This window comes from Streptomyces sp. NPDC037301, assembly GCF_055602785.1.
The window spans coordinates 39759-53542 of record NZ_JBVJWD010000021.1; the positions used below are offsets into that span (position 1 = coordinate 39759).

The following is a 13784-nucleotide window of genomic DNA, read 5'->3' on the forward strand; positions in this document are numbered from 1 at the left end:
GTCCCCGCCCGGCCCGTCCTACGAGAAGATCACCGTGCGGCGGCCGTTGAGCAGAATGCGGCGCTCCGCATGCCACTTCACCGCCCGCGCCAGCGCCTGGCACTCCACATCGCGGCCGATGGCGACCAGCTGGTCCGGCGTGACGCCGTGGCCCACCCGCTCGACCTCCTGCTCGATGATCGGCCCCTCGTCGAGATCGGCCGTCACATAGTGCGCCGTCGCACCGATCAGCTTCACACCACGGGCGTGCGCCTGGTGGTACGGCTTCGCGCCCTTGAAGCTCGGCAGGAAGGAGTGGTGGATGTTGATGATCCGGCCGCTCAGCTGCTTGCACAGATCGTCCGAGAGGACCTGCATGTAGCGGGCGAGGACGACCAGTTCCACGTTCTCCTCGCGGACCAGATCCAGCAGCTCCGCCTCCGCGGCGGCCTTGTTCTCCTTGGTCACCGGGATGTGCCGGAAGGGAACGTCGTACGAGGCGACGAGTTCGGCGAAGTCCGTGTGGTTGGAGACGACGGCGGCGATCTCGACCGGCAGCGCCCCGATCCGGGAGCGGAACAGCAGGTCGTTGAGGCAGTGCCCGAACTTGCTGACCATCAGCACGACCCGCATCCGCTCCGAGGAGCGGTGGATCTGCCAGTCCATCCGGAAGGAGTCGCCGATCGCGGCGAAGCTGGCCCGCAGCTTCTCCACGGTCACCGGGCTGTGCGCCGAGAAGTGGACGCGCATGAAGAACAGACCCGTGTCGTGGTCGCCGAACTGCTGACTGTCCTCGATATTGCAGCCGGTCATGAAGAGATAGCTCGACACGGCGTGCACGATGCCTTTTTTGTCCGGGCAGGAGAGTGTGAGGACGTACTGGTCCGGGGTGGTCTCAGCAGGCTGCGGCACGGTCATCCCCGTAGCGTGCCACACCGGAGCGCTGTCAGGCCGTCCTGGTCATGATGCGGAGCACATCCAGGGAGCGCGGCGGGGCATCCGGGTCGTCGCCGTCGTTGGTGGCGAGCAGCACATGGGCCTCACGGGCGGCCCGTACGGCCTCCGGCCAGCCGTGGTGCTCCAGATACGCCGACACGGGGGCGTCCGCGCCGACCTGGTGCATGATGCGCAGCACCCGGAGCACGGCGACGTCGACGAGGGCGGCCTCGCCGGAGTCCCGGAAGATCGTCCCGACGTATTTCTCGGCGGACCAGTTGTCCAGCCAGGTGTCCTCGACCAGGCGGTACACGGCGTCGGTGACGTCGCCGTACCCTTCCTGGCCGGCCAGCCAGCACTCATGGTGGAAGACGGGGTCGGAGAGCATGTGCAGCGCCGAGCGCACGTTGCTGCGCCAGCGCCACCAAGGCATGTCATTCAGCGGCATGCCGCCCATGGTGGAGGAGCGACGGCCGCGACGGGAAGTGTTCTCCGAACCTTGCTGCACGGTTGTCGATCGTACGTTCCCTTCCCGGCTCCCCGCACAGGCCCCCGTAATTCACCTGGATGTCACCGAGCGTTGTGCGGAGCACACAGCGGCGTTACCCCACGGGCGGAAATGTCCATGCCCATGACCGGACGGCGACGCCTCACCTCCCCCCGCCCCTACAAGCTCCTCACAAGTACGGCGGCGGTCGGGGCGTTGCTGGTCACCGGCTGCGGTGCGCTCCCTGGGGCCTCGGGGGACTCCAGGGAGCCCCTCACCGTCGTGACGTGGGCCCCGGGCGGCGCCACGGGCCCGGACACGGTGAACATGGCGGGCATGACCGCCATGGCGCGCACGTACGCCCGCTGGGTCAACAACAGCGGCGGGCTCGACGGACACAGGCTGCGCGTCGTCACCTGCGACGAGCAGGACACCTCGATCGGCGCGGCAGACTGCGCCCGGCTGGCCGTCAAGGAGCAGGCGGTGGCGGTCGTCGGCTCGTACAGCCGGCACGGGTCCTCGTTCATGGCGCCGCTGGAGACCGCCGGAATCCCCTACATCGGCGGCTACGGGGCGTCCGACGAAGAGTTCAGCAGCTACGTCTCCTACCCCGTCAACGGCGGCCAGCCGGCGCTGCTCGCGGGCAACGCCCAGCAGCTCGCCCGCAGTTGCGAGCGGGTGTCCGTGGTACGGCCCGACACCCTGGCCGGCGACGGCCAGGCCTGGCTCCTCAAGACCGGACTCACCGAGGCCCGTCGGCCCGAGCCCGCCGACATCCGGGCGGCGGAGTCGGCCACTTCGTACGACGAGGCCGCCGGGCGGGCGCTCCGGGCGGCGGGGACGAGCGGCGGCTGTGTCACGAGCGTGCTCGGGGAGCGTACGGAGACGTTCTTCGACTCCTTCCGCCGGCTCGGGCCGTCGTACGGGAACGTACGGATCTCGTCCGTCCTCGGCAGTGTCGGGCAGCCACTGATCAACAGCACCGGCGGCCGGAACAGCCCGTTCGAGGGGGCGTACGTCACCGGCTGGTACCCGGAGCCGGGCGACGCCCGCTGGGACCCGATGCGGGAGGTGATCCATAAGCACGCCTTCGGCGACAACCGGATCGACCCGGACGACACGGGCGTCCAGACCACATGGGTCGCGTACACCGCGCTGAACGAACTCGTGAAGTCGATCGACGCCCCGAAGATCACCGCCGGGAAACTCGCCTCCGCCCTCAACCACGGCACCCCCGTCGACACCGGCGGTCTCACGCCGGTGCTGCGCTGGCGCTTCGAGGACATGCTCGGCTCGTCCGCGTATCCGCGCGTCGTGAACACCAGGGTGACGTTTCAGGTGGTGCGTGACGGGCGGCTCGTCGCGGACAAGAAGGGGTTCGTGGACGTGACGAAGACCCTGTCGGATGCGAGCGCGAAGGGGTGAGGTACCGGGGGCCATGCCCCCGGACCCCCGCTCCTCAATCACCGGAAGGGCCTGATACCGAGCCTCGGGTCAGAGCTCGGTCGCCGCCCGCCGGGTCAGCCCGTACTTCGACGCGATCGAGTTCCACAGCCCCGACGCCTCCTGCTTCGCCTTGCTCGCCTCGGCGCTCTTCGCAGTGGCCTGCTGCGTCTCGGAGGTCGTACGGGCCTTGCCGTGCTTGCAGGCCTTCTTGCCGTCCTTGGCCTGGCCCGCCCACGCGGCATAGTGCTCGTCGGCGGCGGCGGACGCCTGCCAGGCCTTGGTGAGGGAGGCGGTCAGCCGCTCGTGGCCCGGCAGCTTGTCGACGGTCAGCCCCTGGAGCCGGGTCACCAGGTCACGGCGCTGCTGGGCAGCGCCCTTGAGATCGGTCACGGCCTGGTCCAGGTCGGTGCAGCTCTTGGTCTTCTCGACGGCCCCGACGACCGCGGCACGACTGTTGTTGCTGTCCGCCAGCAACTTGTCCAGCGCCTCGGCCTGCGGCTTCGCCGGATCGGCCGCGGCCTGCGTGGAGGGCTGGTCGGCGGATGAACTGGCGGCGGCCACCGGCTGCTTGTCGTCCGCGCCCTTGTCGTCGCCACCGCTCATCAACGCGCCCGCGCCGAGGCCGACGACGGCGCAGCCGGCGACGACCGCAGCGATGAGCGTGACGTGCGCCCGCTTCTTGGGCTGCCCGGTCCGCCCCTGCGGACCCTCGTCCACGGGCTGGTACTGGGCCTGCGGGGGCTGATGGGCGCCCTGGTGCTGCTGCGCGGGGTCGAACCGGGGCATCTGCTGGGTGGCGCCCGCGGGCCCGTCGTTGCGGAACAGGTTGTCGAACTCGGCGGGAGGCTGCCGCTCGCCGGGGGTCCCGGGCCTGATGCCGTACGGGGCGCCACCGGGAACCGGCGGGATGAACTGGGTCGCTTCGGCGTCGCCGCCGTGCGCAGGCGCCTGGGGCTGCTGGTACGTCTGCGGCTGCGGCGCTCCATGGTCGAGGAACTGGGTGGCCTCCGCCGGGCTCTCCGGCGGCAGCCCGCCCGGCGCGGGCCCGGCGGGCACCGGCGCGATGTACTGCGTGGCATCCGCGTCCCCGCTCATGCCCATGCCGGGCACGGCCTCGGGCGGCAACGGCTGGGCGTACGACTGCTGGGGCTGATGGGGCTGTGCGGGAGGCAGCGGCTGGGCCTGCGGCTGTCCGTACGCCTGCGCCGGCTGCCCCTGACCGTACTGCCCCTGCCCGTACGCCCCGTGCCCCTGAGCATGTGGCTGTGGCTGTGGCTGCGACGAGGCGTCCTGGTGCGCCGCCGGCGGCCCCCAGGGCTGCCCCCACGGCTGGCCGCCCGCCGGGGCGCCCTGATCCGCGGGCCCTCCCGGTATCCAGGGCTCGCCGCCACCCGCGGGCAGCACGACACCTTCGTGCGCGGGCCGTACAGCAGGGAGCTGCCGCTCGTCACCCTGTCCGCTCTGCGTCACCGGGACTCCTACGTGTAAACCTACGGAATCGTCGGCCCACGCTATCGGGTGGTTGCCACCCTTCGCCAAGCGCGTGATGTCACGCACCCCCCTTCACAGGCGCTGTAACACCCAGCGCTCTCAAGACGCAGTTAAGGGGGCGCTCGGTCACACTCCGCCGGTCGGGCCCCGATCACGCCGCCTGGAGCTCCAGCCGCGCCCCGAACTCCCGTACCGCCGACTCGTCCCCATAGGGCATCAGCCGCTGCTGCAGATCGTCCAGATACTCCGCTCCCCGGCTGGAGCGCACCGACCCCAGCAACTCCATCGCCCGCGTGCCCGTGTGGCAGGCCTGCTCCACCTCGCGCAGCTGGACCTGGGCCGTGGCGAGGAGCACCAGGCCGATGCCGCGGCGGCGGGCCCGGGACTCCGGGTGGCCGTCCAGGGACTCCTTCGCACGGCGCGCGGCCGCCTCCGCCTGCCCGAGGTCGCGGTGACAGTGCGCCAGCTCGTCGGCGAGATAGGCGTGGTCGAAGTGGGCGATCCAGTCGGGGTCGTCCCCGGTGTCCGGTTCGGCATTCTCCATGGCCGTCAGCGCCCGGCCCGTCACCGCCTGGCAGGTGCGGGCGTCGCCGAGCAGGGCGTGTCCGCGCGCCTCCGCCGCGTAGAACATCGCCTCCGCCCTCGGGGTGACACGCCCGCGCGCGCCCTCCTGTGCGGCCCGTGCCAGCTGGGCGATCTCCCGCGGATTGCCGAGCTGCGCGGCGAGGTGGCTCATCGACGCGGCCAGGACGTAACCCCCGTACGCCCGGTCGCCCGCCGCCTGAGCCAGGCGCAGCGCCTGGATGTAGTAGCGCTGGGCAAGCCCCGGCTGGCCCGTGTCGACCGCCATGTACCCGGCGAGTTCGGTGAGCCGCGCGACCGCCGCGAACAGCTGCCGCCCGACCGATTCGCGGTACGCCCCCGAGAGCAGCCCGGAGACCACGCTGTTCAGGTAGTGCACCAGGACCGGCCGCACATGTCCGCTGCCGAACCGGTGGTCGAGGTCGACGAGCGCGGCCGTCATCGCCCGTACCGCCTCCACGTCCGACATCCCGACGCGGGCCCCGGCGGCCCGGGCCACCTGCGGGTCGGCGCCGGTGATCAGCCAGTCGCGGCTGGGTTCGACCAGCGCCGACGACGCGATCGTCGAACCGGACAGGAAGTCGCGGCGGCCGACATCGCTGCGCCACAGCTCACAGACCTGCTCGATCGCCCCGATCACGGTCGGGGCGAACTGCAGGCCGACGCCGGACGCCAGATTCTTGCCGTTGGCCATGCCGATCTCGTCGATCGTGACCGTACGGCCGAGCTTGCGGCCGAGCGCCTCGGCGATGATTCCCGGTGCCCTGCCGCGTGGTTGCTGTCCACGCAGCCAACGGGCCACGGAGGTCTTGTCGTAACGCAGATCGAGCCCGCGCTCCGCGCCGACCATGTTGACGCGGCGGGCAAGGCCGGCGTTGGAGCATCCGGCTTCCTGAATGAGCGTCTGGAGCCGTTCGTTCGGCTGGCGGGCGACGAGAGGCCTGGCTGCCATGTTTCCCCCTGGGGCCGCAGTGATCCATGAGCGGATCACTGCCCGGCAAATACACGGAAAATGCACACATTCATCGTGTTCATCACGTCCGTCGTGTTCCTTGCCATTCGTGTCGGCATATGACAGAGGCCGACCGTTCCGGAGCTGCCCCTAAACGGCTACCCGCCCGACCGGGCACCGCCTCACGCGCGCCCCCACCCATGCATCCATGCGCCCCGCGTGCCGGATCGATGAGCCGTGACCACGCCCGCCACGCCCGTAACCCCATGTGGTGGCGGTAGTTGTGCTGTTCGTGGAAGAGCCCATCGGAGTCGAAGAGCCCATCGGAGTCATGGAAGCCACGAAGATCCTCCGACAACGGGGCGAGCAACTGCTCGACGCCGCGGTGCGGTACGCGCAGGAGCGGCACTGGGCCGTGTGCCCCGGCACCTGGCTGGAGGCGGCCGAGGGAGCCGAGCGGTGCTCGTGCGGCGACGCCGGCTGCGCCTCCCCCGGCGCCCACCCCGCCGGACCCGACTGGGCGGGCCAGGCGACCGGCAGCGGTGCCGCGGCCCGCCGGATGTGGTCCAAGCACCCAGGGGCGTCGATCCTGTTGCCCACCGGTCGCACCTTCGACGCGATCGACGTACCGGAGTCCGCCGGCTTCCTCGCCCTGGCCCGGATGGAGCGGATGGGCGTGCCGACCGGGCCCGTCACCCGCACCCCCGACCGACGGATGCTCTTCTTCGTCCTGCCGGGTACGACGACCGAAGTGGACGCCCTGGTAAGTAAGTTGGACTGGCGAGCAGCAGCGATCGGCCTCGTCGGCCGCGGCGACGGACACTACGTGACGGGGCCGCCGACCCGGATCGGCGGACGGGGGGCGGTGCAGTGGGCCCGCCGTCCCACATCCGCCAACCGGTGGCTGCCGGACGCCGAGGAGCTCATCAGCCCGCTCGCCTACGCCTGTGCAAGGGAAGCAGCCGACGCACGAGCACGCCTTTCCTGAGGTGCCCTTTCGTAAGCTGTCCCCATACACGGGGACACCGAAAGGCTTCATCATGCAGGACCGGAAAGAGACCGACAGAGCAGTGCGGGCAGGGGAAGCGGGAGAGGCGGGCGGAGCGCCGACGGCGCCGCCCGCCGTTCGCGTACAGGGGCTGTGGAAGCGGTTCGGCGAACAGACCGCGGTCGCCGGGATCGATCTGGAGCTGCCCGCAGGCAAGTTCATCGGCCTGGTGGGGCCCAACGGAGCGGGCAAGACCACCACTCTCTCGATGGTCACCGGACTACTCCGCCCCGACCAGGGACTGATCGAGGTCGGCGGCCATGACGTGTGGCGCGACCCGGTCGAGGTGAAGTCCAGGATCGGTGTGCTCCCGGAGGGGCTGCGGCTCTTCGAACGCCTCTCGGGGCGCGAACTCCTCGCGTACACCGGAAGATTGCGCGGGCTGCCGGGCGCCGAGGTCGACAAACGAGCCACCCAGCTGCTCGATGTACTCGATCTGGCGGGCGCCCAGCACAAGCTGGTCGTCGACTACTCGACCGGCATGCGGAAGAAGATCGGACTCGCCGCCGCGCTGCTGCACAACCCCGAAGTGCTCTTCCTGGACGAGCCGTTCGAGGGCGTCGACCCGGTGTCGGCGCAGACCATCCGCGAGGTTCTGGAGCGGTACACCCGCTCGGGGGCGACCGTCGTCTTCTCCAGCCATGTGATGGAGCTCGTGGAGTCCCTCTGCGAATGGGTGGCCGTCATGGCCGCCGGCACGATCCGGGCCCAGGGCACCCTGGCCCAGGTGCGCGGAGAGGCGTCCTCGCTGCAGAACGCCTTCCTCGAACTCGTCGGCGCGGGCTCCCGGACCACCGGTGAGTCCCTGGACTGGCTGGGCGGCGACCGATGAGCGTGCTCGACGCCCCCGTGGGAGCCGCCCCCGGCCGGAACGGCACGAGCGGCGGCGAGGGGCTCGTCCCCGTCTTCGTACGGCTCAAGCTGACCCTGCTGCGCAACGGGCTGCGACAGTCGGCCGGCCGACGGGCCGCGTACATCACCTCCGTCGTCCTCGCCCTGCTGATCGCCGCGGGCCAGCTGATCGCGCTGATCGCGCTGCGCGGGAACGCCCATGCCGACTCCCTCGTCGTCCTGCTGGCCGGCGTGCTGGCGGTCGGCTGGACCGTGATGCCGCTGTTCTTCCCCAGCGGTGACGAAACCCTCGACCCGAGCCGTCTGGTGATGCTGCCGTTGCGGCCGCGCCCGCTGATCGCTGCGCTGCTGATGGCGTCGCTGGTCGGGATCGGTCCGCTGTTCACGCTCTGTCTGGCGGCCGGCTCGGTGATCGCGGTGGCACACGGGGCGGCCGGTGCGGCGTTCGCCGTGGTGGCCGCGCCACTCACGCTGCTGCTGTGCGTGGCGCTGACCCGGGCCGTGGCCACGGCCAACACCCGGCTGCTGACATCACGCAAGGGCCGCGATCTCGCGGTGCTCAGCGGGCTCTTGATCGCGGTGGGCTTCCAGGTCGTCAACTTCGGTGCGCAGCGGCTGGGACAGGCGGGTGGTCTCGCCGCGCTCGAACCGGTCGCGGACGTGGTGCGCTGGCTGCCGCCCGCCTCGGCGATCGGGGCGGTCGACTCGGCGTCGCAGGGCTCGTACGGGCAGGCCGCCGTACAGCTGCTGCTGTCCGTGGCGGCGCTGCTCACGCTGTTGTGGCTGTGGCAGCGGAGCCTGGTGAAGCTGATGACGGCCCCGGACGGTTCGACCCTGGCGGCCGCCGAGCCGAACCGCGAGAAGGCCGGCAAGCGCGGCTCCAAACTCTCCGCACTGCTGCCCCAGGGGCGTACCGGCCCGGTAATGGAGCGCGGTCTGCGGTACGTCGCACGCGACCCGAAGACGAAGGCCGCCTGGGTCACCGCGCTGGCGATCGGGCTGATCGTACCGATGCTCAACGCGTTGCAGGGCACCGGCTCCCTCTACTTCGCCTGCTTCGCCGCCGGGATGCTCGGCATGCAGATGTACAACCAGTTCGGGCAGGACACCTCCGCGTTCTGGATGGTGGCGCTGACCATCTCCTCCACCCGGGACGCGTACCTCGAACTGCGGGCGCGGGCACTGGCATTGCTGCTGATCACGTTGCCGTACACGATTGTGGTGACAGTGGTGACGGCAGCGGTCCTCGGCGACTGGGACGCGCTGCCGGGGGTCATGGGGCTGTCGTTCGCCATACTGGGCGCGATGCTGGCGACGGGTGCGGTGGCGTCGGCGAACTTCCCGTACTCGATCCCGCAGGACGGGGCGTTCAAGAACGTGGCACCGGGGCAGGCCGGGCTCGCCTGGATCTCGATCTTCGGCGGCATGGTCTCGGCGGCGCTGCTCTGCGCACCCGTGATCGTGGTGACGATCTGGCTGCATGTCGCCGACATGGAGCAGTGGCTGTGGCTGCTGCTGCCCGCGGGGGCGGTGTACGGGGCGCTGATCTCCTGGGCGGGGCTACGGCTCGCCGCTCCCCGAACGGCGAACCGGCTCCCGGAGATCCTGGCGGCGGTCAGCAAGGGCTGAGAGCTTCCTCCGCAGGGCCTGTCTCTCTTTGCCGGTCGGTCTCAAGGGGAGACAGGCTCGCGGTCGTCCTGGGGGTCCTCGGCGAACTGCTCCAGGAAGGGTTCGACCGCTGCTCGCCAGCCCTCCGGCTGGTCGTAGTGGATGAGATGGCCGGCGTCGGCCACCTCCGCGTACTGCCCGCGCGGCAGTACGCGGACCATCTCCTGGGCCTCCGCCCGGCCCAGCTCGCCGTCGAGGCCGCGGAGCACCAGGGTCGGGCACCGGACCTGTGCCAGCTCCTCCCAGTGCGCGTCGAACACCCACGTCGCGCGGGACTGGAGCATCTGGCGACGGGAGAAGACGGGGCGCCAGCCGTCGGCCCGCTCGGCCATCACCTCGGCGAAGAATTCACCGCGGGCGGGGTTGGGCCGCTCCACCCAGGGGTCGTCCTCGCCGAACCACTTCCGTACGTCGGAGAGCGTCGCGAACGGCACCGGCCAGGACTTGAACCAGTCCTCCCACTCCCGCTGCGAGGCCGCCCCGAGCGCGGAGGCCCGCATGTCGCAGATGACCAGGGCCCGGACGAGATCGGGGCGCTTCGCGGCGAGCTGCCAGGCGGTGAGCGCTCCCATCGAATGCCCGACGAGGGTGACGGGGGCGAGGCCGAGCTGTTCGATCGCCGCCTCGGCGTCGGCGACGTACGCGTCACGGGTGTACGGGCCTTCGGCCGGCTTCTCGCTGCGGCCGTGCCCTCGCTGGTCGAGGCCGACGGCGCGGTGCCGCTCGGCGAGCCAGCGGGTGGTCGAGGCCCAATGGGAGGCCCGGCCCATCAAACCGTGGAGCAATAAGACCCCGGGGGCGTGTTCGCCCTCCGTGCGCCCTTTGGGCGGGTCGGCGAACTCCCAGGCCGCGAGGCGTACGCCGTCGGTCCCGGTCACATCGATGCGCCGCACCATATGTTCTGGCACCCCCTTCTGGTCCTCGATCACCGCTTGATCACCGCTCGATCACCGTGTGGTCGCGTCACGCCAGACTATCGAACCTCTATTCGAAAACCGGGCTCCGGCATCCAACACCCCTCGTTCGAGTGACCGGCTCCGAGGATTGACGGCGGCCGCGAAGGGGAGACCTTCTCCGGGAGGCGGGCCACTCGGGGATGAGGGCCCGTGGGGATCGACCTTGAGAGCTCGGGGCTCCAGGTCGAAACAGGGGAGGGCAGGCCCCGGCGCCGCAAGGCGCCGGGGCCCTCTGCCGTTCGGGGAGCGGTCGCTCGGGAAACGGCCGGCGCCAAAACGCCTTCACGGGCGGCGGCACTGGCTTCATGGGCGGCCGGGCACGATCCGCAGGCGGCCGGGCGTGGATCGTGGGCGGCCGGGACAGCGGCAGCGACCTCCCGGTGCGCGTGCCGGACATGCCGGACATGCCAGTACAACGGGCGCATGCGCCTGCTCCCTCCCCGACTGCGCGACCAGGTGGCCGACACTCTCAGGTATGCCTCAGCCACAGCCTGGCACGGGATCCGCCCCGGCGCTGCAATTCCGGGCGGAAAAACGGAATGCGGACGTTAAGCTTCAGCGCCCTGCCGGCACCCGGTCGGCGGCGCCCGTCACCGCTTGGCCACGAACACATGCGAGGCGATCTCGGCGTCCAGCTCCGCCGCCTCGCCACTGCTGCCGACCAGCACCCCGCCGGGCGACTGGGTCACGCTGACCACGGAACCGGGCTGAACACCAGCCCGCCGCAGCGTGTACATCAGCTGGGCGTCCGTCTGGATCGGCTCACCGATCCGGCGCACGACCACCGTCTTGCCCTCGGCGCCCGGGTCCAGCTCCGACAGGCTCACCATGCCCTCGTCGAGGAACGGGTCGGCCTCGGCCTTCTCTCCCAGCTCCTCCAGGCCCGGGATCGGATTGCCGTACGGGGACTCCGTCGGGTGGCGCAGCAGCTCCAGCACCCGCCGCTCCACGGCCTCGCTCATCACATGCTCCCAGCGGCATGCCTCGGCGTGGACCTGCTCCCACTCCAGGCCGATCACGTCGACGAGCAGGCACTCGGCGAGCCGGTGCTTGCGCATGACGCGGGTCGCGAGGCGGCGCCCCTCGTCGGTCAGCTCCAGGTGGCGGTCGCCCGCGACCTGCACCAGGCCGTCGCGCTCCATGCGAGCCACCGTCTGGCTGACCGTCGGACCGCTCTGGTCCAGCCGTTCCGCAATCCGGGCGCGCATGGGGACCACGCCTTCCTCTTCGAGTTCGAGGATGGTGCGGAGATACATCTCCGTGGTGTCGATCAGTCCGGACATTCGTGCCCCTCGATGCTGTGACATGAAAACGTCGTAAGCGCTGCGCGCTGGCCCTGACCCAATTCTGACGCATACCGCCGACAACCGTGCCGAGCCGACCGAACGCTGGGCAGCGGAGCGCCGCGGGCGGTATTGACAGGCCACTGGTCCAGACCGCAACGTGATCCGCGGCACGGACACCCCACGAACAATTTCTCCCGCCGGAAAGGGCCTCCTCGATGAGCGACAGCAAGCTGGCCGGCCAGTTCTTCGATGCAGCGATCGGTCTGCTGGAGCGCGTACGCGACGAGGAGTCCGGCAACATCGCGGCCGCCGGTGCCGCGATCGCCGACACCGTCGCCGCGGGCGGCAGGCTCTTCGCCTTCGGCGCCGGGCACTCCTCGCTCGCCGCGCAGGACGTCGTCTACCGGGCGGGCGGACTCGCCCTGATGAACCTGCTGGCCGTGCCCGGGAGCGTCGGCGTCGACGTCATGCCGGCGCCCCTCGGCTCGGCACTGGAGCGGGTCAACGGGCTGGCGGGCGCGGTGCTCGACTCCAGCCCCGCGAAGGCGGGCGACGTCCTCGTGATCATCTCGCTCTCCGGGCGCAACGCGCTTCCGGTGGAGATGGCGATGAATGCGCGGGCGCTCGGCCTGAAGGTCATCGGCGTCACTTCGGTGGCGTACGCGGACGGCACCCGGTCCCGGCACAGCTCGGGCGGCTTCCTGCGGGACCACTGCGACATCGTGCTCGACAGCAAGATCTCCATCGGCGACGCGGAGCTGACCGCCGAGGGGGTCGAGGCGCCGTTCGCACCCGCGTCGACGGTCGTCACCAGTGCGGTGATGCAGGCGATGATGGCCGCCGCGGTGGAGCAGCTCGTGGCGCGCGGAGTCGAACCGCCGATGCTGCGGTCGGGAAACGTCGACGGCGGTCACGAGTGGAACGGGCGCGTCATGACGGAGTACCGGGACCGGATCTTCTACCGCCACTGATCGCGCCGGGCCACCGGCCGCCCCGCTACGGGCACGTCGGCAGCACGACCCGGACCGTCAGTCCGCCGCCCGGGTTCGCCGTCGCACTCGCCTCGCCGCCGTGCGCCCTCGCGATCGACGCCACGATGGAGAGCCCCAGACCGGCCCCCTCACCGGGAGCGTGGCGGCGGGCCTGCGCCCGGCGGAACGGTTCGAACAGCAGCGGCACGGTCGCCGGGTCCACCACCGGCCCGGTGTTGGCGACCTCGAGACCGCCCGGCCCCACCCGGACCCGTACCGTCCCGCCGGGGTGGTTGTGGCGCAGCGCGTTGGCGACCAGGTTGTGCACGAGGTGGTCCAGCAGGACCGGGTCGCCCTCGACCGACACCGGCCGGGCCTGCGCCTCGACGGTGATGGACCGTTCCTTCGCCTCCGCCTCCAGCGCCTCGGTCACCGTGGCCGCGGTCGCGTCCAGGCCGACCCGTTCGCGCCGTCGCAGGCCCTCGTCGGAGACCGCGAGGAGCAGCAGTCCCTCGATGAGCTGCTCGCTGTCGGCGGCGGTGTCGATGAGCTTGTCCCGGATCCAGGCGACCTTCTCGGGCGGCGGGTCGTCGGCGAGGCCGATCTCGGCTGCGGCCCGCTGCACGGCGAGCGGGGTGCGCAGCTCGTGGGCGGCGTTGGCGGCGAACCTCTGCCGGGCGGCGACCAGCTCCTCGATCCGGTCGAGCATCCCGTCGAAGGTGTCGGCCAGCTCCTTGAGCTCACCGGGCGGGGCCTTCAGCGCGAGGCGTTCGTGCAGGTTGCTGCCGGAGAGCCGGCGGGCGCGGGCGGTGATGACGCCGACCGGCCGCAGCACCCGGCCCGCCATCCACCAGGCGAGCGCGACGGAGAGCGCCGAGTAGACGGCGAGGGAGACCCCGGAGACCGTCAGCAGCTGGTTGAGCGCGGCGTCCCCGGCCGCGGTGGTGACCCTCTTCGCCACCGCGTACTGCCCGGGTTCCATGACCACGGTCTGCGCCCAGTCCGACGTCGGCAGCGCGGGCGCGGTGGCCACGCCCGACCGGACGGCGGAGGCGGGGGGGGGGGGGGGGGGGGGCAGGGTGCCCACACCGCGTACAACGGGACGGGAGAGACTGCCGCGACGAGGGAGG

General features: G+C 71.2%; 11 protein-coding genes and 1 pseudogene. 5 read left to right on the forward strand and 7 right to left on the reverse strand.

The window, feature by feature from the left end; genetic code table 11:
• Positions 1-18 precede the first annotated feature (18 nt).
• Together purU and ACZ7IB_RS28965 are read right to left on the reverse strand one after the other, a co-directional pair.
• Positions 19-897, reverse strand: coding sequence for a formyltetrahydrofolate deformylase (gene purU / locus ACZ7IB_RS28960; protein ID WP_470916743.1), 879 nt, complete (start codon positions 895-897; stop codon positions 19-21).
• Between the two features lie 28 nt (positions 898-925).
• Complete coding sequence (locus tag ACZ7IB_RS28965; RefSeq protein ID WP_470916824.1) at positions 926-1372, reverse strand: SCO4402 family protein; 447 nt, start codon at positions 1370-1372, stop codon at positions 926-928.
• A gap of 174 nt (positions 1373-1546) precedes the next feature.
• On the opposite strand from ACZ7IB_RS28965, the gene ACZ7IB_RS28970 reads away from it, so the two are divergent.
• A complete protein-coding gene (locus ACZ7IB_RS28970) occupies positions 1547-2827 on the forward strand; it encodes an ABC transporter substrate-binding protein (protein ID WP_470916825.1) in 1281 nt (426 codons plus the stop codon).
• A 69-nt stretch (positions 2828-2896) separates the two neighbouring features.
• Here the strand turns inward: ACZ7IB_RS28970 and ACZ7IB_RS28975 are convergent, their stop codons facing one another.
• Together ACZ7IB_RS28975 and ACZ7IB_RS28980 are read right to left on the reverse strand one after the other, a co-directional pair.
• Complete coding sequence (locus ACZ7IB_RS28975) at positions 2897-4318, reverse strand: DNA polymerase III subunit gamma/tau domain-containing protein (RefSeq protein WP_470916744.1); 1422 nt, start codon at positions 4316-4318, stop codon at positions 2897-2899.
• Between the two features lie 172 nt (positions 4319-4490).
• Entirely contained in the window at positions 4491-5873 is a 1383-nt protein-coding gene (locus ACZ7IB_RS28980) for a transcriptional regulator (RefSeq protein ID WP_470916745.1), read from the reverse strand.
• A gap of 331 nt (positions 5874-6204) precedes the next feature.
• Here ACZ7IB_RS28980 and ACZ7IB_RS28985 point away from each other — a divergent pair, with 331 nt between their 5' ends.
• The 3 genes from ACZ7IB_RS28985 to ACZ7IB_RS28995 are packed head-to-tail and all read left to right on the forward strand — an operon-like array spanning position 6205 to position 9402.
• On the forward strand, positions 6205-6861 hold the full coding sequence (locus tag ACZ7IB_RS28985) for a bifunctional DNA primase/polymerase (RefSeq protein ID WP_470916746.1): 657 nt from the start codon (positions 6205-6207) through the stop codon (positions 6859-6861).
• 52 nt (positions 6862-6913) lie between these two features.
• Positions 6914-7753 carry an ABC transporter ATP-binding protein gene (locus ACZ7IB_RS28990; protein WP_470916747.1) on the forward strand — a complete coding sequence of 280 codons (840 nt, stop codon included), beginning with the start codon at positions 6914-6916 and terminating at the stop codon, positions 7751-7753.
• The gene (locus ACZ7IB_RS28995) at positions 7750-9402 is read left to right on the forward strand and encodes a transporter (protein WP_470916748.1); all 1653 of its coding nucleotides are present in this window, start codon (positions 7750-7752) and stop codon (positions 9400-9402) included. Before ACZ7IB_RS28990 ends, ACZ7IB_RS28995 begins: the two co-directional genes overlap by 4 nt.
• Positions 9403-9443: 41 nt before the next feature.
• Here the strand turns inward: ACZ7IB_RS28995 and ACZ7IB_RS29000 are convergent, their stop codons facing one another.
• Both ACZ7IB_RS29000 and ACZ7IB_RS29005 read right to left on the reverse strand, forming a co-directional pair.
• Positions 9444-10337, reverse strand: a complete 894-nt coding sequence (locus ACZ7IB_RS29000) for an alpha/beta fold hydrolase (RefSeq protein ID WP_470916826.1) — start codon at positions 10335-10337, stop codon at positions 9444-9446.
• Between the two features lie 650 nt (positions 10338-10987).
• Positions 10988-11680: a metal-dependent transcriptional regulator gene (locus ACZ7IB_RS29005; RefSeq protein ID WP_093899867.1), complete on the reverse strand. Its 693-nt coding sequence runs from the start codon at positions 11678-11680 to the stop codon at positions 10988-10990.
• A gap of 218 nt (positions 11681-11898) precedes the next feature.
• On the opposite strand from ACZ7IB_RS29005, the gene ACZ7IB_RS29010 reads away from it, so the two are divergent.
• A complete protein-coding gene (locus tag ACZ7IB_RS29010) occupies positions 11899-12654 on the forward strand; it encodes an SIS domain-containing protein (protein ID WP_470916749.1) in 756 nt (251 codons plus the stop codon).
• A 25-nt stretch (positions 12655-12679) separates the two neighbouring features.
• On the opposite strand, the pseudogene ACZ7IB_RS29015 reads toward ACZ7IB_RS29010, so the two are convergent.
• Positions 12680-13693 (reverse strand): annotated as a pseudogene (locus tag ACZ7IB_RS29015) (sensor histidine kinase); the annotation flags it as partial.
• Between the last annotated feature and the right edge of the window lie 91 nt (positions 13694-13784).

Coding starts and splice junctions, on each gene's coding strand:
- ACZ7IB_RS28965 (WP_470916824.1), bottom strand. CDS start 1,372: ATGGGCGGCATGCCGCTGAATGACATGCCTTGGTGGCGCTGGCGCAGC.
- ACZ7IB_RS28985 (WP_470916746.1), top strand. CDS start 6,205: ATGGAAGCCACGAAGATCCTCCGACAACGGGGCGAGCAACTGCTCGAC.
- ACZ7IB_RS28995 (WP_470916748.1), top strand. CDS start 7,750: ATGAGCGTGCTCGACGCCCCCGTGGGAGCCGCCCCCGGCCGGAACGGC.
- ACZ7IB_RS28970 (WP_470916825.1), top strand. CDS start 1,547: ATGACCGGACGGCGACGCCTCACCTCCCCCCGCCCCTACAAGCTCCTC.
- ACZ7IB_RS29000 (WP_470916826.1), bottom strand. CDS start 10,337: ATGGTGCGGCGCATCGATGTGACCGGGACCGACGGCGTACGCCTCGCG.
- ACZ7IB_RS28980 (WP_470916745.1), bottom strand. CDS start 5,873: ATGGCAGCCAGGCCTCTCGTCGCCCGCCAGCCGAACGAACGGCTCCAG.
- ACZ7IB_RS29010 (WP_470916749.1), top strand. CDS start 11,899: ATGAGCGACAGCAAGCTGGCCGGCCAGTTCTTCGATGCAGCGATCGGT.
- ACZ7IB_RS28990 (WP_470916747.1), top strand. CDS start 6,914: ATGCAGGACCGGAAAGAGACCGACAGAGCAGTGCGGGCAGGGGAAGCG.
- ACZ7IB_RS29005 (WP_093899867.1), bottom strand. CDS start 11,680: ATGTCCGGACTGATCGACACCACGGAGATGTATCTCCGCACCATCCTC.
- purU (WP_470916743.1), bottom strand. CDS start 897: ATGACCGTGCCGCAGCCTGCTGAGACCACCCCGGACCAGTACGTCCTC.